Annotated in this window: 21 protein-coding genes; 8 read left to right on the top strand and 13 right to left on the bottom strand. The window is 65.7% G+C overall.

What is annotated here, in order from left to right; all coding sequences use genetic code 11:
• Positions 1-391 precede the first annotated feature (391 nt).
• The gene (locus Q0743_RS00225) at positions 392-901 is read left to right on the top strand and encodes a DUF1465 family protein (RefSeq protein ID WP_298239590.1); all 510 of its coding nucleotides are present in this window, start codon (positions 392-394) and stop codon (positions 899-901) included.
• 253 nt (positions 902-1,154) lie between these two features.
• Here the strand turns inward: Q0743_RS00225 and rpmE are convergent, their stop codons facing one another.
• Positions 1,155-1,382: a 50S ribosomal protein L31 gene (rpmE, locus tag Q0743_RS00220; protein ID WP_097659924.1), complete on the bottom strand. Its 228-nt coding sequence runs from the start codon at positions 1,380-1,382 to the stop codon at positions 1,155-1,157.
• Between the two features lie 197 nt (positions 1,383-1,579).
• Here rpmE and Q0743_RS00215 point away from each other — a divergent pair, with 197 nt between their 5' ends.
• A complete protein-coding gene (locus Q0743_RS00215; RefSeq protein WP_298239589.1) occupies positions 1,580-3,430 on the top strand; it encodes an ABC transporter ATP-binding protein/permease in 1,851 nt (616 codons plus the stop codon).
• Between the two features lie 99 nt (positions 3,431-3,529).
• Here the strand turns inward: Q0743_RS00215 and Q0743_RS00210 are convergent, their stop codons facing one another.
• From Q0743_RS00210 to Q0743_RS00195, 4 genes are all read right to left on the bottom strand, one after another.
• Positions 3,530-3,754: a hypothetical protein gene (locus Q0743_RS00210; RefSeq protein ID WP_298239588.1), complete on the bottom strand. Its 225-nt coding sequence runs from the start codon at positions 3,752-3,754 to the stop codon at positions 3,530-3,532.
• Positions 3,755-3,847: 93 nt separating this feature from the next.
• Positions 3,848-4,288, bottom strand: a complete 441-nt coding sequence (locus tag Q0743_RS00205) for a GNAT family N-acetyltransferase (RefSeq protein ID WP_298239587.1) — start codon at positions 4,286-4,288, stop codon at positions 3,848-3,850.
• Between the two features lie 123 nt (positions 4,289-4,411).
• Positions 4,412-5,440: a peptidoglycan -binding protein gene (locus Q0743_RS00200; protein ID WP_298239586.1), complete on the bottom strand. Its 1,029-nt coding sequence runs from the start codon at positions 5,438-5,440 to the stop codon at positions 4,412-4,414.
• A 154-nt stretch (positions 5,441-5,594) separates the two neighbouring features.
• Complete coding sequence (locus Q0743_RS00195; protein ID WP_298239585.1) at positions 5,595-6,614, bottom strand: flagellar motor protein MotA; 1,020 nt, start codon at positions 6,612-6,614, stop codon at positions 5,595-5,597.
• 166 nt (positions 6,615-6,780) lie between these two features.
• Here Q0743_RS00195 and Q0743_RS00190 point away from each other — a divergent pair, with 166 nt between their 5' ends.
• The 3 genes from Q0743_RS00190 (at position 6,781) to Q0743_RS00180 (ending at position 12,371) form a co-directional block, all read left to right on the top strand.
• Positions 6,781-7,800: a cyclopropane-fatty-acyl-phospholipid synthase family protein gene (locus Q0743_RS00190; RefSeq protein ID WP_298239584.1), complete on the top strand. Its 1,020-nt coding sequence runs from the start codon at positions 6,781-6,783 to the stop codon at positions 7,798-7,800.
• A 260-nt stretch (positions 7,801-8,060) separates the two neighbouring features.
• Positions 8,061-9,212 carry an efflux RND transporter periplasmic adaptor subunit gene (locus tag Q0743_RS00185; RefSeq protein WP_298239591.1) on the top strand — a complete coding sequence of 384 codons (1,152 nt, stop codon included), beginning with the start codon at positions 8,061-8,063 and terminating at the stop codon, positions 9,210-9,212.
• A gap of 6 nt (positions 9,213-9,218) precedes the next feature.
• Positions 9,219-12,371, top strand: a complete 3,153-nt coding sequence (locus tag Q0743_RS00180; RefSeq protein ID WP_298239583.1) for a multidrug efflux RND transporter permease subunit — start codon at positions 9,219-9,221, stop codon at positions 12,369-12,371.
• Positions 12,372-12,525: 154 nt separating this feature from the next.
• On the opposite strand, the gene Q0743_RS00175 is transcribed toward Q0743_RS00180, so the two are convergent.
• From Q0743_RS00175 to tkt, 8 genes are all read right to left on the bottom strand, one after another.
• On the bottom strand, positions 12,526-13,317 hold the full coding sequence (locus tag Q0743_RS00175) for an inositol monophosphatase family protein (RefSeq protein ID WP_298239582.1): 792 nt from the start codon (positions 13,315-13,317) through the stop codon (positions 12,526-12,528).
• Positions 13,318-13,403: 86 nt separating this feature from the next.
• Positions 13,404-14,486, bottom strand: coding sequence for an HcpA family protein (locus tag Q0743_RS00170; RefSeq protein ID WP_298239581.1), 1,083 nt, complete (start codon positions 14,484-14,486; stop codon positions 13,404-13,406).
• An 8-nt stretch (positions 14,487-14,494) separates the two neighbouring features.
• The gene (locus Q0743_RS00165) at positions 14,495-15,184 is read right to left on the bottom strand and encodes a thiamine phosphate synthase (RefSeq protein WP_298239580.1); all 690 of its coding nucleotides are present in this window, start codon (positions 15,182-15,184) and stop codon (positions 14,495-14,497) included.
• Between the two features lie 3 nt (positions 15,185-15,187).
• A complete protein-coding gene (locus tag Q0743_RS00160) occupies positions 15,188-16,213 on the bottom strand; it encodes a class I fructose-bisphosphate aldolase (protein WP_298239579.1) in 1,026 nt (341 codons plus the stop codon).
• A 298-nt stretch (positions 16,214-16,511) separates the two neighbouring features.
• Positions 16,512-17,579: a class II fructose-bisphosphate aldolase gene (gene fba / locus Q0743_RS00155; protein WP_298239578.1), complete on the bottom strand. Its 1,068-nt coding sequence runs from the start codon at positions 17,577-17,579 to the stop codon at positions 16,512-16,514.
• Positions 17,580-17,618: 39 nt separating this feature from the next.
• On the bottom strand, positions 17,619-18,815 hold the full coding sequence (gene pgk, locus Q0743_RS00150) for a phosphoglycerate kinase (RefSeq protein WP_298239577.1): 1,197 nt from the start codon (positions 18,813-18,815) through the stop codon (positions 17,619-17,621).
• Positions 18,816-18,967: 152 nt separating this feature from the next.
• Positions 18,968-19,975 carry a type I glyceraldehyde-3-phosphate dehydrogenase gene (gene gap, locus Q0743_RS00145; protein ID WP_298239576.1) on the bottom strand — a complete coding sequence of 336 codons (1,008 nt, stop codon included), beginning with the start codon at positions 19,973-19,975 and terminating at the stop codon, positions 18,968-18,970.
• A gap of 148 nt (positions 19,976-20,123) precedes the next feature.
• Positions 20,124-22,109, bottom strand: coding sequence for a transketolase (gene tkt, locus Q0743_RS00140; protein ID WP_298239575.1), 1,986 nt, complete (start codon positions 22,107-22,109; stop codon positions 20,124-20,126).
• A 394-nt stretch (positions 22,110-22,503) separates the two neighbouring features.
• On the opposite strand from tkt, the gene Q0743_RS00135 reads away from it, so the two are divergent.
• From Q0743_RS00135 to Q0743_RS00125, 3 genes are all read left to right on the top strand, one after another.
• The gene (locus Q0743_RS00135; RefSeq protein ID WP_008546526.1) at positions 22,504-22,794 is read left to right on the top strand and encodes a DUF4164 domain-containing protein; all 291 of its coding nucleotides are present in this window, start codon (positions 22,504-22,506) and stop codon (positions 22,792-22,794) included.
• On the top strand, positions 22,791-24,740 hold the full coding sequence (locus Q0743_RS00130) for a cell division protein ZapA (protein ID WP_298239574.1): 1,950 nt from the start codon (positions 22,791-22,793) through the stop codon (positions 24,738-24,740). The genes Q0743_RS00135 and Q0743_RS00130 overlap by 4 nt, the downstream gene beginning before the upstream one ends.
• Positions 24,741-25,213: 473 nt before the next feature.
• A complete protein-coding gene (locus Q0743_RS00125) occupies positions 25,214-26,290 on the top strand; it encodes a diguanylate cyclase (protein WP_298239573.1) in 1,077 nt (358 codons plus the stop codon).
• Positions 26,291-26,394 lie beyond the last annotated feature (104 nt).

Raw genomic sequence — 26,394 nt, 5'->3', positions numbered from 1 at the left:
CCGGAATGACGGCCGAGAGTTGTTCCGCACCCCACTCGGCCGCTGGCCGACATGGCTAACGAACCCTCAAAAAAAACGCTCGTTTACGGTCGATTAAGCTTTCGAGTTTATGACTGGAACTGTCCTCGTTTGGACACCGAGTGGCTCCTGTCCACTCTGTTTGACGCCTCCCTGTTATCAACTTTCAAAGCCGCCGGTCTCCGGCGGCTCTTTTTTTGCGTCCGCCCCCGCTTTTGTGCGATCTCATTCCGGGTTGCATTCCGAGGAATGACCCGCGGAAACCATATCCGCGCTTGTCACTGGACTCCGCGTCCCGCCCGCGCAATGATTTGTTCATCATAAGCCGGCGCCAAAGCCGGACAGTCAAACAGTTGCGTAAGAGGCGTTAACCATGGAACGTTTGCAGGCCGAGGGCGCGCTCGTTCAACTCAGCGAGCGTTTCACCAATTCTGCGGCGTTTGGCGCGCTGTTCCGCGAGGGCATGGACCTCGTCGAAGAGACCGCGGCCTATCTCGACGGCGCCGGCCGTACCGAGGCCAAGGCGCTCGACCGTGCCGTCAGCCTCACCTACGCGACCGAGAGCATGCGCCTCACCACCCGCCTGATGCAGCTCGCCTCGTGGCTGCTGCTGCACCGCGCGGTCAAGGAAGGCGAGATGACGCTGGTCCAGGCCAATCGCGAGAAGACCAAGGTCAAGCTCAGCGCCGCCGATCCCGGCCCCGCCGACACCATCGAGAAGCTGCCTTCGCAGCTGCAGGACCTGATTCATCGCTCGATGAGCCTGCAGACCCGCGTCCGCCGTCTCGACACCACCATCCACACCCCGCCGGCCGAGCACATCGCGATCGGCAATCCGCTGGTGCCGCACCTCAACGCGCTGAAGGCCGCGTTCGAACGATAGGCCACCAACCCACGACGTCGCTGCCGTTGCGCTCGTCACTCGGGTCTCGTGCCCCGGACGCAGCGCAGCGTCCCTTCGACGGTGCGCTGCAGATCCGGGGCCCATGCGGCAGTGAAGTGTGCGGCTTTCTGGGTCCCGGCTCAGCGCCGCAACGCTGAAGCGTTGCAGCGCGTCCGGGACACGATCACCCCCACAAACAAAAACGCCCCCGGCTCTCCGGGGGCGTTTTTCGTCTCCAGCCTCGTCGGCCGGATCAATCCTTTTTGAGGAAGCCCGAAAACTTCTTCTGGAAGCGCGAGACGCGGCCGCCGCGGTCCATCAGCTGCTGGGAGCCGCCGGTCCAGGCCGGGTGCGACTTCGGGTCGATGTCGAGGTTCAGCGTGTCGCCTTCCTTGCCCCAGGTCGAGCGGGTCAGGTATTCGGTCCCGTCGGTCATCACGACCTTAATCGTATGATAATCCGGATGAATTTCGGCTTTCATGGCAAATTCCTCGGCGCCCGGCGCCTGTTCTGGTGGCTAGCGAATGACGGATTTGGGCCGCTCTATACCTCACGATATCAGGCAAAACAAGCCATGCCGCGGGGGGCAACCGGGTTTGCCCCTAAGGGACTTCCCGGATTTGCCACTACCCTTGCACCGGCATATTGGGAGCAGACGAATGCAATGGGCCAGATCTCATGAGCGCAGTAGAACGGCTTGATGACCAATATGTCGATCAGCCCGGAATGAACGCCGCGGACACCCCTTCGATCGAAGCCGAGCTGATCGAAGAGCCGGCCAAGGGCCGCGCCAAGCTGCGGCCGCTGCTCGCGCTGGCGCCCTATGTCAGCCGCTATCGCGGCCGGGCCGCGCTCGCCTTCGTCGCGCTCACGGTCGCGGCGCTGACTACGCTGCTGGTGCCCGTCGCGGTACGCCGGATGATCGATTTCGGCCTGACGCCCGAGGGCATCGAGCTGATCAACAGCTACTTCTCGGTGATGCTCGCGGTGGTCGGCGTGCTCGCGCTCGCCAGCGCCGCGCGCTACTACCTCGTGATGACGATCGGCGAGCGCATCGTTGCCGACCTCAGGCGCGACGTCTTCGCGCATCTGCTCTCGCTGTCCCCCGCCTTCTTCGATTCCGCGCGCAGCGGCGAATTGATCTCGCGCCTCACGGCCGACACCACCCAGCTCAAATCGGCCGTCGGCGCCTCCGTCTCGATCGCGCTGCGCAATCTCATGATGTTCCTCGGCGCCGCGGCGATGATGGTGATCACGAGCCCAAAGCTGTCGGGCTTCGTGCTGCTGGCCATTCCCCTGATCGTGCTGCCGCTGGTCGCCTTCGGGCGCTGGGTGCGGCGTCTGTCGCGCAATGCGCAGGACACGCTTGCCGAGGCCTCGGCCTATGCCGGCGAGCTGGTCGGCGCGATCCGCACCGTGCAGGCCTATACCAGCGAGTCATTCGCCGAGAAGCGCTTCGGCGGTGAGGTCGAGCAGGCCTATGAAGCCGCGCGCACCTCGACCCAGGCCCGCGCCGTGCTCACCGCCATCATCATCTTCATCGTGTTCGCAAGCGTGGTCGCGATCCTCTGGATCGGCTCGCATGACGTGCTGACGGGTGCGATTTCGCCGGGCCGGCTCGGCCAGTTCGTGCTGTATGCGGTGTTCGCCGCGGCGGGCCTCGGCCAGCTCAGCGAAGTCTGGGGCGAGGTCTCGGCCGCATCAGGCGCAGCCGAGCGCCTGTTCGAGATCCTGCACGTGACGCCCGACATCAAGGCGCCTGCGTCCGCGCGCGCGCTGCCGGTGCCGGCACGCGGCGAGGTCGGCTTCGATCAGGTCAGCTTTGCCTATCCGGTGCGGCGCGACGTCAATGTGCTCGATGCCGTGTCGTTCACGGTGCGCCCGGGCGAGAAGGTCGCGATCGTCGGCCCGTCCGGCGCCGGCAAGAGCACGATCTTCCATCTTCTGCTGCGCTTCTACGACCCGCGCAGCGGTGCGATCTCGCTCGACGGCGTGCCGGTCAAATCCGCCGATCCCCGCGATTTCCGCGCGCGCATCGCACTGGTGCCGCAGGAATCCGTGGTGTTCGCCGCCAGCGCCCGCGAGAACATCCGCTTCGGCCGGCCCGATGCGACCGATGCCGAGGTCGAGCGCGCCGCCGAGCTTGCGCACGCCGCCGAGTTCATCCGCCGCCTGCCCGAAGGTTTCGACACCGCGCTCGGCGAGCGCGGCGTGACGCTGTCCGGCGGCCAGCGCCAGCGCATTGCGATCGCGCGCGCCATCCTGCGCGATGCGCCGCTGCTGCTGCTCGACGAAGCCACCTCCGCGCTCGATGCCGAGAGCGAGACGCTGGTGCAGACCGCGCTGGAAGAGCTGATGCGCCACCGCACCACCCTCGTCATCGCGCATCGCCTCGCGACCGTCTTGTCCTGCGACCGCATCCTGGTGATGGACCAGGGCAGGATCGTCGAGCAGGGCACGCATGCCGAGCTCGTCGCCGCGAACGGACTTTACGCCCGGCTGGCGAGGCTGCAGTTCGAGGGCGCGTGAGGGCTGAACGATCGACGTGAGGTGCTGCGATCGCTGCCTCACCCACAGTGTCATCGCCCGCTGCGCGGGTGATGACAGCGGTGTGTAAAGGAGCTTTCCTTACCGGCACTTCGGCGAGAGCGTCGGCACATTCGGCCACGGCCAGTTCTTCCAGCTGCCGTCCTTGTCGACACAGGCCGATGGGGCAGGGCTGCTCGTCGGAGCGGGCGCAGGCGTCGTCTGGCGCGGTGCGAAGCGATGATCGACATAGCTCGTCGACAGATAGCCGGCCACGATGACGACGAGAAAGACCGAGGATCCCTCAGCCAGGTCGCGCAGCTTCATCGATCGTCTCCATCCGCTTGTCATCGTTGCTTCCGCTCCAACGACTAGCGGACATCCCTGGATCCAACCGTGACTGGCCTCACGCCCGCCAGATCACGCGCGCCACACCATCTTCAGCACCGGCCGGCCCGAAGTCGGATTCACATCATCGCCGGCATGGGCAAAGCCGTTGCGCTCGTAGAAGCGGATGGCGCGGGCATTGTCCTTGTTGACGAGCAGCGTGACGCCTGAGGGCGACAACCGCTTGGCTTCATCGACGAGCAACCGCGCCGCGTCCGAGCCCCAATGCGCGGGATCGACCACGAGCTGGTCGAGATAGCCGTCGCCGTCGATGGTGACGAAGCCCGTGACCACGCCGTCTTGTTCGGCCACCACGATCGCGGCCTTCGGCACCAGATCCTTGCGCCAGCGCTCGCGCCACCAGTCAAGTCGCGCAGCGAAATCGATCTCCGGATAGGCCTGCTGCCAGGTGCGATGCCAGAGGTCGATCGTGGCGGCTTCGTCGGAGGCCGCGTAGGGACGGAGGTGGATCATGAGGTCGTCATGCCCGGGCTTGTCCCGGCATCCACGAGAAGCCACGAACACGGAAGCAAAGGCGTGGATGGCCGGGACAAGCCCGGCCACAACGGTGGGGTGAGTATCGCGCGACCCTCACCACTACCGCTCCGTCAGCTTGAGCTCGATGCGGCGGTTGCGCTTGTAGGCCTCTTCGGTGTTGCCGGGATCGAGCGGCTGGAATTCGCCGAAGCCGGCCGCGACGAGGCGCTGCGCGGGCACGCCGAGCGAGACCAGATATTGCACCACCGAGATCGAGCGGGCCGCCGACAGGTCCCAGTTCGACTTGAAGTTCGGACCGTTCACCGGGCGCACGTCGGTATGGCCGTCGACGCGCAGCACCCAGGGGATCTCGCTCGGAATCTTCTTGTCGAGCTCGATCAGCGCGGTCGCGAGCGTGTCGAGCTCGGCGCGGCCTTCGGGCAGCAGCGTCGCCTGTCCGGTGTCGAAGAACACTTCGGACTGAAACACGAAGCGGTCGCCGACGATGCGGATGTCGGGCCGGTTGCCGAGGATGGCGCGCAGGCGGCCGAAGAACTCCGAGCGGTAGCGCGACAATTCCTGCACGCGCTGCGCCAGCGCCACGTTGAGGCGGGAGCCGAGATCGGCGATCCGGTTCTGCGATTCCTTGTCGCGCTTCTCGGAGGCATCGAGCGCCTCTTCCAGCGCGGCCAACTGGCGGCGCAAAGCGCTGATCTGCTGGTTCAGCACCTCGATCTGCGCCAGCGCCCGCGCCGAGACCGCCTTCTCCGAATCCAGCGCCTTGCCGAGCTCGGAGGTCTTGCCCTGCGCGTCGTTGCCGGCGGCAGCCAGGCCGTCATAGAGGCCCTTGATCCGGTCGCGCTCGGTCTCGGCCGAGGCGAGGCCCGCCTTCAGCTGCGAGACCTGGTCGTCGAGCGAGAGCTTGCCGAGTTTCTCCAGCGACAGCAGCTCGTTGAGCTGGGCAATCTTGGCGTTGAGTTGCTCCAGCGCCTTGTCCTTGCCGGTGACCTCCTGCGACAGGAAGAACTGCACGACGAGAAAGACCGACAGCAGGAACACGATCGACAGCACCAGCGTCGACAGTGCGTCGACGAAGCCGGGCCAGTAGTTGAGGCCGCCTTCGCTGCGGCGGCTGCGGGCTAGAGCCATTGGTGTCTCCGTTCTCCCGTGTCCCGGACGCGCCGCTGCGTGTAACGCTGCTGCGCAGAGCCGGGACCCATCTGTCCCTTGCGAGGTGCTGGGCCCCGGCTCAGCAGCGCACCGCTGAAGGAGCGCTGCGCTGCGTCCGGGGCACGCTTGGCGCCTAGCTCTTCTCCGGCTGGCGGGCGATGCGCTCCAGCAGGCGCCGGATCTCGCGGTTCTGCTCGCCTTGGCCGTCGGCCCATTCGCGGATCATCTGCTGTTCGGTGCGCATGTGCGAGACCAGCGCCTGGATGGCTTCGGCAAGGCTCGCCATCGCCGCGGTGGTGCCGCGGCTGGCGCTGCCTTCCTCGAGCACCGAGCGCAGCCGTTCGACCGCCGCCTGGAGCTCGCCGCTGGCAACCCCGCCGCCGCCGGACGCGACCGCGACTTCGCCGCTGCCATATTCGCGCACGGTGGTGGCGAGCCAGTCTTCGAGGTCGGTGTAGAAGCGGTTCTGCGCCTGGCTCGATTGCAGGTCGAGGAAGCCGAGGATCAGCGATCCCGCGAGGCCGAACAGCGATGAGGAGAACGAGATGCCCATGCCGCCGAGCGGGGCAGCGAGGCCCTCTTTCAGCGTGTCGAACAGCGCCCCGGAATCGCCGCCGACCTTGAGGCCGTCGATCACCTTGCCGACCGAGCCGACCGTCTCGATCAGGCCCCAGAAGGTGCCGAGCAGGCCGAGGAAGACCAGGAGGCCGGTCATGTAGCGCGAGATGTCGCGGGCTTCATCGAGGCGCGTCGCGATCGAATCGAGCAGATGCCGCATCGTGGTCTGGGTGATCGACATCCGCCCGGAACGCTCGCCGCCGAGGATGGCCGCCATCGGCGCCAGCAGTTTTGGGTGCCGGGCCGGGGCGAGGCCGGGATCGGCGATGCGGAAATTGTTGACCCAGGAGACTTCAGGGTAGAGCCGGATCACCTGCCGGAAGGCCAGGATGATGCCGATGAACAGGACGCCGCCGATCAGGGCATTGAGGCCGGGATTGGCGAAGAAGGCCTGGATGATCTGCTTGTAGAGCACCACGCCCACCAGCGTGCACAGCACCAGGAAGACCAGCATCCGCACCAGGAAAACGCTGGGCGAGGACAGTTTGGTGTACTCGATATCCATGGTGGAGCGGGGCGAATTGCCTGACGGCATGGCCGGTATCATCCATTACGAAGCTTCTTGCACGCGCACTATGGCACAGCGCCGGCCCAAAAAAAGCGCCGGATGCGCCGATTTCGGGGATGGTTCGGGGAACCCGGGCCGGAAGCGGCGCTTTGATAGACAGGAATTTGCAGAAACTCGCCAATTTGGGGTGCGCATGAGCGTCGTTTCCGCGATCATCGGAACAGCCGAACGCGTGCCGCTGCCGGACGTCGTGATCCGCGCCGCGATCCAGCGCCTGTGCTCCCGCACTGCAACCCGCTTCGCTCCCCACGACGCGGCGGCCGACGCCGCCTTCGCCGGCCGGATGATGCTGCGGCCGGTTGCCGAGGCGGCGGATGCCGGACATGACGAGGTGCCGGCTGCGTTCTTCGCGGACCTGCTCGGCCCGAGCCGTAAATATTCCTGCTGCTTCTACAAGACCGATGCGACCACCCTGCAGGAGGCGGAGGAGGAGGCGCTGCGCCAGACCGTCGAGCATGCCGGCCTCGCCGACGGCCAGACCATCCTCGAACTCGGCTGCGGCTGGGGCTCGCTGGCGCTGTGGACGGCGCGGCAGTTTCCGCATGCCAAGGTGACGGCGGTGTCGACCTCACAGGCACAGCGCGCCCATGTCGAGGAGCAGGCCGAGCGGCGCGGCTTGCTGAACCTGCGCGTGATCTGCGCCGACATGAATGTGTTCGCACCCGACGGCCAGTTCGACCGCATCGTCTCGGTCGAGACCTTCGAGCACGTGATGAACTGGCGCAAGCTGATGACGCGCCTGCGGTCATGGCTCGCGCCCGAGGGGCGGTTCTTCATGCACATCGCCAGCCATCGCACCGGATCCCATCTGTTCGACCGGTCCGATCGCGAGGACTGGATCGCCCAGCACGTCTTCACGGGCGGGCTGATGCCGAGCCATCACCTCGTCAGGCAATTCGACGACATCTTTGCGATCGAGAAGGAATGGTGCTGGAGCGGCACCCATTATCAACGCACCGCCAATGACTGGCTCGCCAATTTCGACGCGCATCGGGACGCAATCGAAGCCTCCTTACGCAGGTTGCATGGCGGGCAGGCCGGCATGTGGATGCGCCGCTGGCGCTGGTTCCTGCTCGCGACGTCGGGCCTGTTCGGCTACGCCGATGGAACCGAATGGGGCGTCAGCCACTATCGGATGAAAGCTGCCGAGTAATTGCGAGCTTCTGTCGCGGCACGCCGGGATGGAACTCGATTCACGATCCGGTGACTCAAAAAATCACTTGTTTTTTGAAGGCGATAGCTCGTGTGACAATGAGCCGCCTTTCCCCGCATTGCGTCGCAACAAGCACGGTTTATTTTCCTTTTCAAATCAGACTGGCCGGAACTTCTGGACGTCTGAGAGCACTCAGCGATTTGAACGGGGCACCTACCTCAATGCCAGCACCATATGCGCGATCCGCCTGCATGGCTCTAATGCTTGCGGTTGCGGCGCCGCTTCTTGCGGCTTGCGATGAGTCGAATTCCGCGATCGTCCAGGCGCAGCCGACGGAACCCGATGTCAGTGTCGTCACCGTCAGGCCGCAGCCCCGTGCCATCGTGCGGGAGCTTCCCGGCCGTATCGCGCCGACCCGAGTTTCCGACGTTCGTCCGCGTGTGTCAGGGATCGTGGTCGAGCGCCTGTTCCACCAGGGCAGCGAAGTGAAGGCCGGCGATCCGCTTTACCGCATCGATCCACGTCCGTTCGAGGTCGAGGTGCTTGCCAACGAGGCCGCGCTTGCCAAAGCGGAGGCTGGGCTGATGCAGGCCAAGCAGCAGGCGCACCGCATCGCCACGCTCACCAGCCAGCGCGCCGCGCCCGAGGCGGAGAACGAGAAGGCGATCGCGGCAGAGCGCCAGGCTCATGCCGAGGTCGAGGGCCGCAAGGCCGATCTTGCGCGGGCAAGGCTCCATCTCGACTACGCCACCGTGCGCGCCCCGATCGACGGCGTCGTCGGCGCGGCCCTGGTCAGCGAGGGCGCGCTTGTCGTGCAGAACGAAACCAATCTCGCGACCATCCAGCAGCTCGATCCGATCTACGCCGATTTCACCCAGTCGGTGAACGAGCTCAATCAGCTCCGCCGTGCCTTCGAGAGCGGCGACCTCGAGCGCATCGCGCCCGATGCGGCCAAGGTGCGTCTGGTGCTGGACGACAACACGATCTATCCGCTGAACGGCAAACTCCTGTTCTCCGACGCCAAGGTCGATGCCAATACCGGACAGGTGACCCTGCGCGGCGAGTTCCCGAATTCGAAGCGCGAACTGCTGCCCGGCATGTACGTTCGTGTGCGAATCGAGCAGGGCATCGACAGCGATGCGATCGCGGTGCCGCAGCAGGCGATCCAGCGTAACGGCGGCGGTGGCAGCGAGGTCTTCGTCGTCAAGGATGACCATCGTGTCGCGGTGCAGCCGGTGCGCACCAGTTCGGTCCAGGACGGCGTCTGGTTTGTCACCGATGGCCTGAAGGCCGGTGACAAGGTCGTCGTGGAAGGCTTCCAGAAATTCGCGGCCGGCGACAAGGTCAAGCCGCAATCCTGGGCCGAGGCCGAAGCCATCGTGGAAAGTCAACGCGCCCAGATGATGCAGTAGAGCGTCATGGCGAGCTTCTTCATCGACAGGCCAATTTTCGCCTGGGTCGTTGCGCTGTTCATCTGTCTGATCGGCGCGATCGCCGTGCCGCTGCTGCCGATCGCGCAATATCCGATCATTGCGCCGCCCTCGATCTCGATCTCGACCAGCTATCCCGGCGCATCGCCGGAAAACCTCTACAACAGCGTCACGCGACTGATCGAGGAGGAGCTCAACGGCGCCTCCGGCATCCTCAATTTCGAATCAACCAGCGACTCGCTCGGCCAGGTCGAGATCATCGCCAACTTCCAGCCGGGCACGAACACCAACGACGCCTCGGTGGAGGTGCAGAACCGCATCAAGCGCGTCGAGGCGCGCCTGCCGCGCGCGGTGATGCAGCAGGGCATCTTGGTCGAGGAAGCCTCCAGCGCGGTGCTCCAGATCATCACGCTGAGCTCGACCGACGGCAGCCTCGATGAGGTCGGCCTCGGCGACTTCATGATCCGCAACGTGCTCGGTGAAGTCCGCCGCATTCCCGGCGTCGGTCGTGCCACGCTCTATTCAACCGAGCGTTCGCTTCGCGTGTGGGTCGATCCCGCAAAACTGGTCGGCTATGGGCTCACCGCCGACGACGTCAACAAGGCGATTGCCGCGCAGAACGCGCAGGTCGCCTCCGGCAGCATCGGTGCCGAGCCGTCGACCTCGAGCCAGCGCACCTCCGCGCTGGTGCTGGTCAAGGGCCAGCTCTCCTCGCCGGACGAGTTCGGCGCCATCATCCTGCGCGCCAATGCCGACGGGTCGACCGTGCGCCTGCGTGACGTCGCGCGCATCGAGGTCGGCGGTCTCAGCTACCAGTTCAACACACGCTTGAACGGCAAGCCGACCGCGGGCCTCTCCGTGCTGATGTCCCCGACCGGCAACGCGCTGGCGACCGCGAGCGCGGTCGAAGAGAAGATGAAGGAGCTGTCGCGCTTCTTCCCGGCCAACATCACTTACGAAATTCCCTACAACATCACGCCCGTGGTCGAGGCCTCGATCGAGAAGGTGCTGTCGACGCTGGTCGAAGCCGTGGTGCTGGTGTTCGTGGTGATGTTCCTGTTTCTGCAGAATATCCGCTACACCATCATTCCGACCATCGTGGTGCCGGTGGCGCTTCTGGGCGCCTGCACGGTGCTGCTGCTCGCCGGCTATTCCATCAACATGCTCAGCATGTTCGGCATGGTGCTCGCGGTCGGTATCCTCGTCGACGACGCCATCGTCGTGGTCGAGAACGTCGAGCGCATCATGAGCGAGGAGGGCCTGCCGCCCAAGGAGGCGACGCGCAAGGCTATGTCGCAGATATCGGGCGCCATCATCGGCATCACGCTGGTGCTGATGGCGGTGTTCGTGCCGATGGCGTTCTTTCCGGGGTCGGTCGGCATCATCTATCGCCAGTTCTCGGTCACCATGGTCGCGGCGATCGGCTTCTCCGCCTTCCTCGCGCTGTCGCTGACGCCGGCCCTGTGCGCGACGCTGCTCAAGCCCGTCGCCGCCGGTCATGGGCATGCGAAGCGAGGTGTGTTCGGCTGGTTCAACCGCGTGCTCGACGGCGGCAAGGAAGGCTATTCCCGCACCGTCGGCTTCTCGCTGAAGCGCACCGGCCGCCTGATGCTCGTCTATGCCGCGCTGCTGGTCGGCCTGTCCTGGGCTTTCGTCAACCTGCCCGGCGGCTTCCTGCCCATCGACGACCAGGGCTTCGTCACCACCGACGTGCAGACGCCTTCGGATTCGTCCTACGCCCGCACCGAGTCCGTGATCGAGAAGGTCGAAAAATATCTCGCGGAGCGTCCCGGCGTAAAGGACGTCACCTTCCTCACCGGTTTCAGCTTCTCCGGCCAGGGCATGAACACCGCGCAGGCCTTCATCACGTTGAAGGACTGGTCGGAGCGCGGGCCGAAGGATTCGGCGGCAGCGATCGTCAACGACATCAACCGCGATCTCTCATCGATCCGCGATGCGAAGATCGCGGCGCTGCAGCCGCCGCCGATCGACAATCTCGGCAATTCCTCGGGCTTCTCGTTCCGCCTCCAGGACCGCGGCCAGAAGGGCTACCAGCAATTGATGCGCGCCGCCGACCAGTTGATCGCGGAGGCCAATGCAAGCCCGGTGCTGCAGAAGGTCTATGTCGAAGGCCTGCCCGAGGCCGGCGTGGTCAATCTCGTGATCGACCGCGAGAAGGCCGGCGCCTTCGGCGTCACCTTCGAGGACATCAACAACACGATCTCGACCAATCTCGGCTCGAACTACATCAACGACTTCCCGAACCGCGGCCGCATGCAGCGCGTCGTGGTGCAGGCGGATGCCCGCGACCGCATGCGGACCGAGGACATCCTCAACTACAACGTCAAGAACAGCCGTGGCCAGCTGGTGCCGTTCTCGTCCTTTGCCACGGTGGAATGGGCGCGCGGCCCGACCCAGATCGCCGGCTTCAACTACTACCCGGCGGTGCGCATCTCCGGCGAAGCCAGGCCCGGCTTCACCTCGGGCGACGCGATCGCCGAGATGGAGCGGCTCGCGGGCAGGCTGCCGCGCGGCTTCGGCTATGAATGGACCGGGCAGTCGCTGCAGGAAAAGCTGTCGGGCTCGCAGGCGCCGTTCCTGCTCGCGCTGTCGGTGTTCGTGGTGTTCCTGTGCCTGGCCGCGCTGTACGAGAGCTGGACCATTCCGCTCGCGGTGCTGCTCACCGTGCCGCTCGGCATCGTCGGCGCGGTGATCGCGGCGATGCTGCGCGGCCTGCCCAACGACGTCTATTTCACCGTCGGCCTCATCACCATCATTGGTCTGGCGGCCAAGGACGCGATCCTGATCATCGAGTTCGCCAAGGACCTGCGCAAGGAAGGCAAGCCGCTGGTGGACGCCACCATCGAAGCCTGCCGCCTGCGCTTCCGCCCGATCCTGATGACGGGCCTTGCCTTCATCTGCGGCGTGCTGCCGATGGCCATCGCCCACGGCGCCGGCGGCGCCAGCCAGCAGGCGCTCGGCTCAGTCGTGATGGGCGGCATGATCGCGGTGGTGATCCTGGCGCTGTTGATGGTGCCGGTGTTCTTCGTCTCGGTGCAGCGCGTGCTGGCGGGAGATCGTGAGCCGAAGGCGGCGAGGGAAGGCGAGGCGTACGGGCCTCCGGCGCCGGTGAAGCTGTAAGGCACACTGTCATGCCCCGCGAAGGCGGGGCATCCAGTACGCCGCGGCAGTTATGATTGAACTCAGCACCTGGTGAGTACTGGATCGTCCGTCCCACTGCGCAATTGCGCACAAGGCGGACGATGACAGCGGAGTGTGAAGCCCGGCCTTTGCCTTACGCCGGCTTCCGCAAAATCTTCACCAGCTCCCCGTGCACGTACTCGTTCCCGCACACGACGTTGCCGGTGACCAGCGCATCGCCCGGTGTCGCAATGTCGCTCACCGTGCCGCCAGCTTCCTTCACCATCAGTATGCCGGCGGCGACGTCCCAGGATTGCAGGTCGCGCTCCCAGTACCCGTCCAACCGCCCCGCGGCCACGAACGCCAGGTCGAGGGAGGCGGCGCCGAAGCGGCGCAGGCCGGCGACGCGGTCCTGGATCGCGGTCATCTCGCGGCGGAATTCCTCGTGGTCGCCGCGGCCGATATGGGGCAGGCCGCAGGCCACCACGCATTCGTTGAGCTGGCGGCGGCCGGCGACGCGCAGGCGCTGGTCGTTGAGGAAGGCGCCCTTGCCGCGCTCGGCGATGTAGAGCTCGTCATTGGCGGGGTTGTAGATCACGCCGGCAATGATCGTGCCCTCGCGCACGAGGCCGATCGAGATCGCGAATTGCGGGATGCCGTGCAGGAAGTTGGTGGTGCCGTCGAGCGGGTCGACGATCCAGGTGTGGCTCTTGTCGCTGCCTTCGCGCGTGCCGCCCTCCTCGCCGATGAAGCCGTAGCCGGGCCGCGCCTTGGTCAGGTCCTGGTAGACGATCTCCTCGGCGCGCTTGTCGGCGAGCGAGACGAAATTGGCCGGTCCCTTCAGCGAGACCTGGAGATGCTCGATCTCGCCGAGATCGCGCTTGAGGCTGCGGCCGGCGCGGCGCGCGGCCTTGACCATGACGTTGATAGTTGCGGAATACAGCATGGGCTTTTCGGTCTTGATCGGGGGAATTGGCGCAGAAACACGCCTGTTTGAGGGACTGGGTGCCCGGTGAGGGGCCCCGCGTCAAGTCATTTGGTCCCGAGCCATTTCCTGGCGGCGGCCTCCGCCTTGGCCCGTTCCTCGGCCGGCAGGTCGGACAATTGCTTGTCGAGCTCCGGATCGCCCTTGCCGGCGGTCTTGGCCACCAGGTGCCATTTGAAGCCCTCGACCTTGTCCATGGCCACGCCCGCGCCGTTGATCAGCACCCAGGCCAGCCGGTTCTGCGCGATCGCGCTGCCCTGGCGGGAGGCCTTGCGCAGCAGGGCCACGGCAGCCGGCTGGTTCTTCGGCGTGCCGGTGCCGTTGAACATGGCAATGGCATATTCGACTTCGGCGTCGACATTGTCGGCGAGCGAGGCCGCCTGCAGCAGCCGCACGGCGCGTTCCGGATCCTTCGCCACGCCGGTGCCTTCCTTGTAGAAGGTCGCGAGCGCGTATTGCGCCTCGGGCAGGCCGGCATCGGCGGCCTGGCGCAACAGCTCCGCGGACCGCCTGACGTCCTGCGGCAGGGTCTGGCCGTCCAGATAGAGCAGAGCGAGATTATAGGCTGCCTTGGGCTCGCCGAGCTTGGCGGCGGACGCCATCAGCTTGACCGCCTCGCCCTTGTCGACCGCGCCGCCGCGGCCGGAGATGCGCAGCATGGCGAGCGCGAACATTGCCTCGCGGTCGCCGGCATCCGCCGCGCGCTTGTACCAGTCGGCGGCCTTGGCGTAGTCGCGGCGGATGCCCATGGCGTTGGAATAGAGCTCGCCGAGCATGGTCATGGCCTTGGGGTCGCCGCCTTGCGCGCGGGCGGTGGCGAGCTCGAACGCCGTCTTGTACTGGCCGCGCTGATAGGCGCCGTAGACCAGATCGGCGTTGGAATTGTCGGTCGGCGGCGCCGGGATCACGGTCGCGGCCGGGGCCGGCTTGGAGGAGGGAGCCGGCTTGGGCGAGGCCGAAGGTTTTGGCGCCGGCGCGGCCTCCTTCTTCCTGGTGAGCGCGTGCGGCTTGGGCTTTTGCTTCTCAGGCGTCGCGCTCGGGACCGTCGCCGGCGGCGCGATCTGAAGCTGGGCGGCCGCCGGCACCGTCAGCAGCAGTGTGGCCAGCATGGTCATGCAAGGGAGCTTCATGTCGGGCGCTAACCGTGCTCGCTGCCCGCGGGATTTGGGTCGGCCGTCGCCGTCGCATGGGTCTTCTTGATCGCCGCGTCGACCTCGACCAGCGCCGCCTTGGGCCCGCGCGGATCGGCCCAGATGAAGTCGCCAACCAGCACGAAATCGGCGCCGCTGAGGGCGAAGTCGTGGGCTTCCTGCAGTGACATGGCAAAGCCGACGCAGGGCGGCTCGAACAGCTCGGCCCACCAGTCGAGCCGCTCCGCGATCGCCTGCGCCTGGGGGCGCTGTCCCTTCGCATCGGGCTCGCCGAACAGCACGTAATCCGCGCCCATCTCGCCCGCATCCATGGAATGGTGCCGCGTCGTCAGCCCGCCGACACCGGCGATGCGATCGGGCTTGAGCGAGGGCAGCGCCTCCTTCAGCGCGGCGATGCCGGGCAGATGCGCGCCGTCGGCGCCGCCGCGCGCCACGAGCTCGGCATGGTTCTCGACCAGAAGCGCGGCGCCGGCCTTCTGCACCGGCGGCGCCAGCGCCTTGATGCGCGAGATCATGCTGCGCTGGTCGGTCTCCTTCAGCCGCAGCAGCACGGCGGCGATATCCGCGGCGGCGAGCAGGCCCGGCAGCTCGGCGACGAGCGTTGCGGGATCATCGACGACGGGCGTCGCGAGATAGAGACGCGGCGCCGGGCGCGGCGGAGGCGGTTTGTTCGACAAGATCTAGGCTGCCTTCTGTTCCAGGCTACTTTGCCATTCGCCCCTGGAGGCGAGGCCGTTCATGCGGGCGCGATGACTGAAGGCGCGTTGTCCGGCCGCGACGTTCTCAGGCCTCCCGGACCAGGCCTTCTGCGGCGCGGCCTGCAGCGCGCGGCCGTAGGAGAAGGTCAGGCCCCAGGGCAGCGGACCGAGCTTGTGCATGGCGTTGAGATGCGCGGTCGCCTCTTCGTCCGACTGGCCGCCGGAGAGGAAGGCGATGCCGGGCACCGCCGCGGGCACGCAGGCTTTCAGCAGGCGCACGGTCTTCTCGGCGACTTCCTCGACGGAGGCCTGCTTTGGGCACTTCTTGCCCGATATCGCCATGTTCGGCTTCAGCACCATGCCTTCGAGCGCGACGCGCTGCACCCGCAATTCCTGGAACGTCTTGTTGAGCACGCGCCCCGTGACCTCATAGCAGCGGTCGATGTCGTGGTCGCCGTCCATCAGCACCTCAGGCTCGACGATCGGCACGATCTGCGCGGCCTGGCACAGCGCGGCATAGCGCGCCAGCGCGTGGGCGTTGACGCTGATCGCGGTCATCGAGGGAATCCCGCTGCCGATATCGATCACCGCGCGCCATTTGGCGAAGCGCGCGCCGCGCTCGTAATATTTCTTCAACCGCTCGGCGAGCTTGTCGAGCCCGACGGTGACGAGCTCTCCCGGGCACATCGGCAGGGCCTGCGTGCCCTCGTCGACCTTGATGCCGGGAATGGCGCCACTGCTCTCGATCAGCTTCACCAGCGGCGTGCCATCCTTGGCATTCTGCCAGATCGTCTCGTCATAGAGGATCACGCCGGAGATGAACTGGCTCATGGCCTCCTTCGACCGGAACAGCATCTCGCGATAGTCGCGGCGGTTGTCTTCGGTCGATTCCACGCCGATCGCGTCGAATCGCTTCTTGATGGTGCCGGAGGATTCGTCGGCGGCAAGGATGCCCTTGCCTGATGCGACCATGGCGGTCGCGACCTTGTTGAGCTCAGTCAGATTCATCGAGAGGTCCTCCCAAAACGATTCTGCCCTTGCCCGTGAAAATAGACCGTTCTCGGGCAATTGCCGAGTTAACGTTGGTCGCAGGGTAAAGGACGGGGAGGCGGGGTTCGTCGCCTCGCCCCGCTTGCGGGGAGAGGCCGGAATGCGCGCGATTAGCGCGTATTCCGGGTGAGGGGGACTCTCCGCGAGTCAAACTGTCACCATCCCCGGGGAGACTCCCCCTCACCCCAACCCTCTCCCCGCAAGCGGGGCGAGGGGGAGATAGGGCGGTGCGCGCCTTACGCCACCACGCGATCGTTTACGCCACCTTCGGATCGAGCTCGCCCTTGGCGTAGCGCTTGGCCATCTCGGCGGTGGTCAGGACGCGCTTGATCTTGGAGGCCTGGCCGGCGGTGTTGAACTCCTGCAGGCGCTGCTTGCACAGCTTGGTCATGGCTTCCATCGCCGGCTTCAGGTACTTGCGCGGATCGAACTCTTCCGGGCTGTCCTTGAGAACCTTCCGGATCTGGCCGGTCATGGCCATGCGGTTGTCGGTGTCGATGTTGATCTTGCGCACGCCGTTCTTGATGCCGCGCTGGATCTCGGCCACCGGCACGCCCCAGGTCGGCTTCATCTTGCCGCCATAGGCGTTGATGATGTCCTGGAGGTCCTGCGGCACCGAGGAGGAGCCGTGCATGACGAGATGCGTGTTCGGCAGCTTGCGGTGGATCTCCTCGATCACGTTCATGGCGAGGATGTCGCCGTCGGGCTTGCGGGTGAACTTGTAGGCGCCGTGCGAGGTGCCCATCGCGATCGCGAGCGCGTCGACCTTGGTCTCCTGCACGAACTTCACGGCCTCGTCCGGATTGGTCAGGAGCTGGTCGTGGCTGAGCTTGCCCTCGGCGCCGTGGCCGTCTTCCTTGTCGCCCATGCCGGTCTCGAGCGAACCGAGCACGCCGAGCTCACCCTCCACCGAGATGCCGCCGAGATGGGCCATGTCGGTCACGGTCTTGGTGACGCCGACATTGTAGCCCCAGTCGCCGGGGGTCTTGCCGTCGGCCTTGAGCGAGCCGTCCATCATGACGGAGGTGAAGCCGGCCTGGATCGCGGTCATGCAGGTCGCGGCCTCGTTGCCGTGGTCGAGATGCACGCAGACCGGGATGTGCGGGTAGATTTCGGTGACCGCGTCCATCATGTGCTTGAGCATGATGTCGTTGGCGTAGGAGCGCGCACCGCGCGAGGCCTGGATGATGACGGGCGCGTCGACCTGGTTGGCCGCGTCCATGATCGCCAGCGCCTGCTCCATATTGTTGATGTTGAAGGCCGGTACGCCGTAATCGTTCTCCGCCGCGTGGTCGAGCAGTTGACGTAACGTGATCCGAGCCATCTGTCTTTTTCTCCCGTTGGGGCCTGCAAGGCCGCTTGATTACTTGATACGCAGAACTTCAACGCCGGGCAGCGGCTTGCCTTCCATCCATTCGAGGAACGCGCCACCGGCGGTCGAGACATAGGTGAAACTGCCGGCAACGCCGGCCTGGTTGAGCGCCGCGACGGTGTCGCCGCCGCCCGCGATCGAGATCAGCTTCTTGGCCTTGGTGCGTTCGGCAGCGTGCTTGGCGGCCGCGACCGTGCCGCGGTCGAACGGCTGCATTTCGAACGCGCCGAGCGGCCCGTTCCAGACCAGCGTCGCAGCATCGTCGATCGCGGCGTGGACGCGCGCGATCGATTGCGGCCCGACGTCGAGGATCATGCCGTCGGCCGGGATCGCGTCGAGCCCGTAGGCGTGCGACGGCGCGTTGGCAGCGAAGTGATAGGCAACGGTTGCGTCCACGGGGAGGATGATGGCGCAGTTGGCGGCTTCCGCCTTCTCCATGATGCGCAGCGCGGTCGGTGCGAGATCCTTCTCGGCCAGCGACTTGCCGACCGCGACGCCCTGGGCGTGCAGGAAGGTGTTGGCCATGCCGCCGCCGATCACGAGCGCGTCGACCTTGCTGACGAGATTTTCCAGGAGGTCGATCTTGGTCGAGACCTTGGCGCCGCCGATGATGGCGATGACCGGCTTGGTGGGCGAGCCCAGCGCCTTCTCCAGCGCATCGAGCTCGGCCTGCATGGTGCGGCCGGCATAGGCCGGCAGCTTGTGGCCGAGACCTTCGGTCGTGGCGTGGGCGCGGTGCGCGGCGGAGAACGCGTCGTTGACCCAGATGTCACCGAGCTTGGCGAGCTCCGCGACGAAGGCGGGATCGTTCTTTTCCTCTTCCTTGTGGAAGCGGGTATTCTCCAGGCAGAGGATGTCGCCGTCCTTCAGCGCCGCCACGGCCTTGGCCGCGGGCTCGCCGATGCAATCCTCGGCGAAGGCGACGGGCTTCTTCACCACCTTCGACAGCGCTTCGGCAACAGGCCTGAGAGAGTCCTTGGCATCGCGTCCCTTCGGCCGGCCGAAATGCGCGAGCAGGATGACCTTGCCGCCCTTGTCCGAGATCTCGGTGATGGTCGGCGCGACGCGGTCGAGCCGGGTCGTGTCGCTGACGCGGCCATTGTCCATGGGCACGTTCAGGTCGACGCGCAGCAGCACGCGCTTGCCCTTCAATTCGACGTCGTCGAGGGTGCGGAATTTGTTGGTCATCGGACGCTTCCTTGTCCCGGGCGCACTGCGGCGCGAAGCGCTGCTGTGCAGAACCGGGACCCACATTGCAGCGAGTCCCGCGGTTCGATGGGTCCCGGCTCTGCGGAGCAGCGCAAGCGCGCTGCACCGCGTCCGGGACACGAAAGTAACGCTTAGATCACCTTCGCGATCGCGGCGGCGGTGTCCGCCATGCGGTTCGAGAAGCCCCACTCGTTGTCGTACCAGGACATCACGCGCACCAGCGTGCCGTTCTGCACCTTGGTCTGGTCCTCGTGGAAGGTCGAGGAGTGCGGGTCGTGGTTGAAGTCGATCGAGACGTTCGGCGCGGTGGTGTAGCCGAGGATACCCTTGAGCTGCTGCTCGCTGGCGCGCTTCATCGCCGCGTTGATCTCCTTGGCGTCGGTGGCGCGCTTGGCGACGATCTTGAGGTCGACGACCGAGACGTTCGGGGTCGGCACGCGGATCGCGACGCCGTCGAGCTTGCCCTTCAGCTCGGGCAGCACGAGGCCGATCGCCTTCGCGGCACCCGTCGAGGTCGGAATCATCGACATCGCCGCCGCACGGCCGCGATAGAGATCCTTGTGCATGGTGTCGAGCGTCGGCTGGTCGCCGGTATAGGCGTGGATCGTGGTCATGAAGCCGGTCTCGATGCCCACGAGATCGTTCAGCACCTTGGCGACCGGTGCGAGGCAGTTCGTGGTGCAGGAGCCGTTGGAGATGACGAGGTGATCCTTGGTCAGCGTGTCATGGTTGACGCCGTAGACGATGGTGGCATCGGCGCCGTCGGCGGGCGCGGAGACCAGCACGCGCTTGGCGCCGGCGGTCAGATGCGCGGACGCCTTGTCCTTCGAGGTGAAGATGCCGGTGCATTCCATCGCGATGTCGACGCCGAGATCCTTCCACGGCAGCTTCGAGGGATCGCGCTCGGCGGTCACCTTGATCTTGCCGCCGCCGAGGTTGATGGAGTCGCCGTCGACGGTCACGGTGCCGGGGAAGCGGCCATGGACGCTGTCGAAACGAAGGAGATGAGCGTTGGTCTCGACCGGGCCGAGATCGTTGATGCCGACGACCTCGATATCCTTGCGGCCGGACTCGGCGATAGCCCGCAGGATGTTGCGGCCGATGCGGCCAAAACCGTTAATTCCGACGCGGACTGCCATGTTTCGTCTCCTTCAATGACCGTTGTCATCCCGCACAACGCGCTATACGCGCCTGCGAGGGTTTTTTAGGGGCGGACGCCCGGTTCGGCCGGGCGGTGCTTGATCATATGGAAGATTACGTAGTCCTTTTTTACGGCAAGCTCAACTCTCAGGAAACGCGCTTCAGCACAGCGTTAACCGCAGCCTCGGCGGTAATACCGAAGTGCTTGTAAAGCTCCTTTGCAGGGCCGCTTTCGCCGAAGGAATGCATGCCGACGAATTCGCCATCCTGGCCGATCACGGCGTCCCAGCCCCAGCGCACCGCAGCCTCGATCGCGACCTTCACCGGCGCGTTGCCGATGATTGCAGCACGCTTGGCCTCTGGTTGCGCTAACAACAGCTCGAGCGAGGGAACAGAGACCACCCGTGACGCGATGCCGCGCTCGGCGAGCTGCTTCTGGGCGGCAACCGCGATCTCGACCTCGGAGCCGGAGGCGAACAGCGTCGCCTTGGCTTCGCCCTGGGCTGCGACCAATTCGTAGGCGCCGGCCGCGCAAGGGTTGTCGTTCGGTGCGGTGGTACGCAGCTGCGGCAGGTTCTGCCGCGTCAGCGCCAGCACGGTCGGTCCGTCCACGCGGTTGAGCGCGAGCTCCCAGCATTCGGCGACTTCCATCGCATCGCACGGACGGAACACGCGCATGTTCGGAATGGCGCGCAACGCGGACAGATGCTCGACCGGCTGATGGGTCGGGCCGTCCTCGCCGAGGCCGATGGAGTCATGCGTCATCACATAGACGACGCCCGCGCCCATCAGCGCGGCAAGGCGCATCGCAGGTCGCGCGTAGTCGGTGAACACCAGGAAGGTCGCGCCGTTCGGCGCAAAGCCACCATGCAGGAAAATGCCGTTCATCGCCGCGGCCATGCCGTGCTCGCGGATGCCGTAATGAATGAAGCGGCCCTTCGGCGTCTTGGCGGAGAAGGCGGTCGCCGACTTCGCCTTGTTGTTGTTGGATCCCGTGAGGTCGGCGGAGCCTGCGAGGAATTCCATCGGCATCGCGCCGGCGATCACTTCGATCACCGCTTCCGAGGACTTGCGGGTGGCCGCGGTCATCGGCTTCTCCAGCAGCTCCTTCTTGTAGGCGCGCACGGCTTTCGCCAGCGATGCCGGACGCTCGTGGCGCAGGCGGCGCTCGAACTCGGCGCGCTTGCGGCTGCCGAGCTCACCGAGGCGTCCTTCCCATTCCTGCCGAACGGCCGCGCCGCGGCTGCCGGCAGCGCGCCAGGCCTTCAACACGTCGTCGGGCACCGAGAACGGCTCGAGCGAGATGCCGAGATTTTCCTTGGTGGCCTTGAGCTCGTCGGCGCCGAGTGCCTCGCCATGCACCTTCGAGGTGCCGGCCTTGTGCGGCGAGCCGAAGCCGATGGTGGTGCGGCAGGCGATCAGCGTCGGCTTGTTCGACTTCTGCGCGCGCGTGATCGCGGCGGCGATCGCGGCCTGGTCGTGGCCGTCGATCTTCTCTGCGGCCCAGCCCGCCGACTTGAAGCGCTTCACCTGGTCGACGGAATCGGCGATCGAGGTCGGGCCGTCGATCGAGATGCCGTTGTCGTCGTAGAGCACGATCAGCTTGCCGAGCTTCCAGTGGCCGGCCATCGCGATCGCTTCCTGCGACACGCCTTCCATCAGGTCGCCGTCGGAGGCGAGCACATAGGTGTGGTGATCGACGATCTTCTTGCCGAACTCGGCGGCGAGCATCTTCTCGGCGAGCGCCATGCCGACCGCGGTCGAGATGCCCTGGCCGAGCGGCCCGGTCGTGGTCTCGATGCCCTTGGTGCGGAAGTTCTCGGGGTGTCCCGGCGTCAGCGAGTCGACCTGGCGAAACTGCTTGATCTGGTCCAGCGTCATCTCGGCATTGCCGGTGAGGTACAGCAGCGAGTAGAGCAGCATCGAGCCGTGGCCGGCCGAGAGCACGAAGCGGTCGCGATCCGGCCAGGCCGGCGCCGCCGCGTCGAATTTCAGGAACTGCGTGAACAGCACCGTGGCGATGTCGGCGGCACCCATCGGCAGGCCGGGATGGCCCGATTTCGCCTTCTCGACAGCGTCCATCGAAAGGCCGCGGATCGCGTTGGCCATACGGGTGTGATCGACCTGCGTCATGTCTGAAATCCGTCTGAAATGAGGCGCTTGGAGGCGACGTACGCCCGCGCGGGAGGAGCCTGGCGGCCACTGAAGGTCGGGGCTGGGATAGCACCTCGGTTCCGGGAGTCCAAGGCAATCAAACGCCGATTTGGCCGCAAAAGTTGCCTCTGTGGAGATCGGTTTTCTGCGCGGCAGGAACCGGGGGGATCGCCGCGGCCTGCGTCCGATTGATCGGTGCATAGTTTTGCGGCGGCGTTGCGCTGGGCTAGCTTGCTTTGTAAATTTCTGCTTCTAACCGCTTGCCGAACCGAGTCTTTTGCCGGACGGCAAGCCCCAGGAAAAGGCCACTGGGCAAAGGCCGCCAGGTTCCACCGCTGACTCCATGAACGATCGCGTGTCCAACAGTGCTGCCATGACGGAGTCCTCCGCGGTCGAGATCGAGATCGCGACCCGCAGGCTGACGGCGGCGCTCGACGCGCTCGAAAGCGCGGTGGAGCGGCGGCGCGATGCCGATCGCGACGAGAACGAGCTGGCGGCGCGGATCCAGGCGCTGGGCGCCGACCGCTCGCGGCTCGCCGACGAGCTCGACGGTGCGCTGGTGAAGGCGCGCAAGCTGGAGCGTACCAATCGCGAGATCTCCGACCGGCTGGATTCCGCCATCGTCACGATACGCTCGGTGCTCGATACCGGAGAGGACGGATGAGCCACATCAACGTCACCATCAATGGCCGGCAGTACCGCATGGCCTGCGAGGAGGGCCAGGAGGTGCGGCTGCTCAAGCTCGCCGAAACCCTGGAAACACGCATTCAATCGCTGCGCGGAAAATTCGGCGAGATCGGCGATGCGCGCCTCACCGTGATGGCCGCGCTGACCGTCTGCGACGAGCTGGTCGACACCAGCAACCGCGTCCGCGCCCTGGAGCAGGAGCTGACCGAGCTCCGGGATTTCCGCAATGCCGCCGTCGAGCGCGCCCGCATGACCCAGACCGCCGTGGTGAACGCCCTCAACGCCGCCGCCGAGCGCGTCTACGGCCGGCCGGTGGCGGATTTCATGGCCGACCAGGCGCTATGGCTCGGTGCGGTGCATCCGGCCGACCAGGGCCTGGTGTTGCAATGGCTGAGCAGCGTGGTGCGCGGCGGCCCCTCGACCCTGCAATACCGCATCATCGATTCCGGCGGCCAGGTGCGCTGGCTCGAGGACCGTGCCCGCGCCGTGCTCGACGGCAATGGCCGGCCGCTGCGCATCGACGGCGTCTCCAGCGACATCACCGAGCGCAAGCTGCACGAGGAGGAGACGTCCTGGCTGGTCAACCACGACGCGCTGACCGGCCTGCCAAACCGCAATCTGCTCAACGACCGCCTCGGCCAGGCCCTGGCCCGCGCGCGCCGCGCCGAGCAGCCGGTGGGCGTGCTGTTCCTCGACCTGGACGGCTTCAAGTTCATCAACGACAGCTTCGGCCACACCCTCGGCGACAACCTGCTCAAGGCGGTGTCGACGCGCCTGTCGGGCGCGGTGCGCGACGGCGACAGCGTGGCGCGCCTCGGCGGCGACGAGTTCGTGGTGGTGCTGGAGAACGTCGGCGACGCCGCGGCGGCGGAAGCGGTGGCGCAGCAGGTGCTGCAGGCCCTGGCGCAGCCGTTCACGGTGGGCGACCAGAGCCTGCATGTCACCACCAGCATCGGCATCAGCGTATTCCCGGAGGACGGGCACAGCCCGGAGATCCTGCTCAAGCACGCCGACGTGGCCATGTACCGCGCCAAGGATCAGGGCCGCAACGGCGTGCAACGCTATGCCCGCGAGATGAGCGTGCGCACCGACGAGCGCGTGCAGCTGGAGCGCGCGCTGCGCCTGTCGGTGCAAGCCGAGCAATTCGAGCTGCATTACCAGCCGCAGGTGGACCTGCGCAGCGGCGCGGTGAGCAGCGTCGAGGCGCTGATCCGCTGGCATCACCCCGAGTTCGGCAAGGTCTCGCCGGCGCGCTTCATCCCGCTGGCGGAGGAAACCGGCCTGATCATTCCGCTGGGCGAGTGGGTGCTGCGCCAAGCCTGCCGCCAGCTCAAAGCCTGGCACGACGCCGGGCGCCGCGACCTGACCATGGCGGTAAACGTGTCGGCGCGCCAGTTCCATCACCAGGACATCCCGCGGCTGGTGCGGCGCGTGCTGGAGGAAACCGGCGTGCCGCCGCAGAGCCTGGAACTGGAGCTGACCGAGAGCGTGCTGCTGTACAACGCCGACGCGGTGATCGAGGTGCTGCGCCAGCTCAAGGCCATCGGCGTGTCGCTGGCGATGGACGATTTCGGCACCGGCTATTCCAGCCTGAGCTACCTCAAGCGTTTCCCCATCGACACCATCAAGATCGACCGCTCGTTCACCACCGATCTGCCGCAGAGCAAGGACGCCGCCTCCATCACCCGCGCCATCATCGCCATGGCGCAGTCGCTGGACATGCGCACGGTGGCCGAGGGCGTGGAGACCGAAGACCAGCTCGGCTTTCTCAGCCTCAACGCCTGCGACGCGGTGCAGGGCTTCTACTTCAGCCCGGCGCTGCCGGCGGAGCAGGTTGGCGCCATGCTGGCGGAGAACCGTCCCTTGACGGTACCGAGGCTGCGCAGCGAAACGCCGCTGCGGCTCACCTCGCGCACCGGCTGAAGGCTGCATGCGACGGACTCCGCGCGTGAGCGGACGTCGCCCGGACGAACGTCTGTTGCCGCGAACCTGGCGCCGCCTCGCACGCCTTGCCCGCGGCGGCGTGGTGGCACATAGCCCAGAAACAGTAGGATCCAGGCCTCGGATGTAATCGTGTAAGGTCGCGCTGCCTCTGTCGATGTGAGATGACTTCCGCCAGGTGGCGCAACCTGACGTGTTCGCGCGCGCCTGGATAAAGGCAGACATGCAGAGCCTGGTGGGCGCTTTCCGGTTCTTCGTAAACGTCCGGCAATCCCATCATGATCCGTGATGCCGTGAGCATCGTGTACACGACTGTTCTTCGTGTTTGCTGCCTTTGACTATCGGCGGAGTCTGTTCGCCATCGCACAAATCAGATTTGACTCATCTCGCAACTTGCTTGCCGCCCCAGCTCAACTACACTTCGCTTGGCAGTACCGCTTTGTTGAGGTGAGACCATGCAAGCAACCGCCCGCCGGGTTGTCCAGTCCGATCACAGCCATGGTTCACCAGGCGACTCCCATGTGCGAGGCATGGAGCGGTTGGTGCTGGTGGTAGAGGAGCTCTCGCTCGCCCGGAACCTGGCAGCAGTTCAGAAAATCGTGCGCAAAGCTGCTCGCGACATGACCGTTGCCGATGGCGCGACGTTTGTTCTTCGTGATGAGGGGCACTGCTACTATGCGGACGAAGATGCCATTGAGCCGCTCTGGAAAGGCAAGCGCTTTCCGATGGGGATATGCATCAGCGGTTGGGTGATGCTCAACAGCCAGCCTGTCGCGATCGAGGACATTTATTCCGACGCGCGTATTCCCGCGGATGCGTACCGGCCGACGTTCGTGAAAAGCCTGGCTATGGTGCCGATCCGGACCGACTCTCCAATCGGCGCCATTGGCATTTACTGGGCCAAACCCCACCGGGCGACATGCGACGAAATGAGGCTCCTGAAAGCGCTTGCCAATACGACGGCTGTCTCCCTTGAGAATATCGAGGCTTACGAAACGTTGGAAAAGCGGGTCAAAGACAGGACCGCGGAGCTGCAGGCAGCGAATGAGGAAATCCGCCGCCTGGCGCTCACCGACGAGTTGACGTATCTCTACAATCGTCGCGGCTTCATGCTGCTCGGCGAAGCGCAGCTGAGGCAAGCCCGGAGGTCCGAGACGTCGACACAGCTCATTTTCATGGACTTGAACGGGCTCAAATCGGTCAATGATCAAGTTGGCCACGAGGCAGGTGATCGCATGTTGGTCAACTTCGCCACGATCCTGCGCCGGTGTTTTCGCGACAGTGACGTGCTGGCAAGGATGGGTGGTGATGAATTCTGCGCACTGGCGAATTCGGAATCGCAAGATGCCGATGCGATAGCCTTACGCATCCGCGAGGCTCTGATCGAGTTCAACAAGACGTCAGGACAAGTTGCCCTTTCCACCAGCATTGGCGTGGTGAATGTCATCGAACACCCAGAGAAATCTCTCGAGCGTCTTGTATCGCTGGCAGATGCTGCAATGTATGCAGATAAACAGCGGTCCAGGGCTTAGGACGTTGAACTGCTCTGCGCCATTCTTTCCGAATTGCGGGCAATGGAAGAAGTCGTAGGCGTCGAAATCGAGGGTCTCTGGCTCGGACGTATGGCCGAGAAGAA

The sequence above is a fragment of the uncultured Bradyrhizobium sp. genome, from assembly GCF_936943645.1.
Classification (GTDB): domain Bacteria; phylum Pseudomonadota; class Alphaproteobacteria; order Rhizobiales; family Xanthobacteraceae; genus Bradyrhizobium.
Note: the sequence above shows the minus strand (reverse complement) of the source record. Positions and strands in the feature narration are given on the sequence as shown.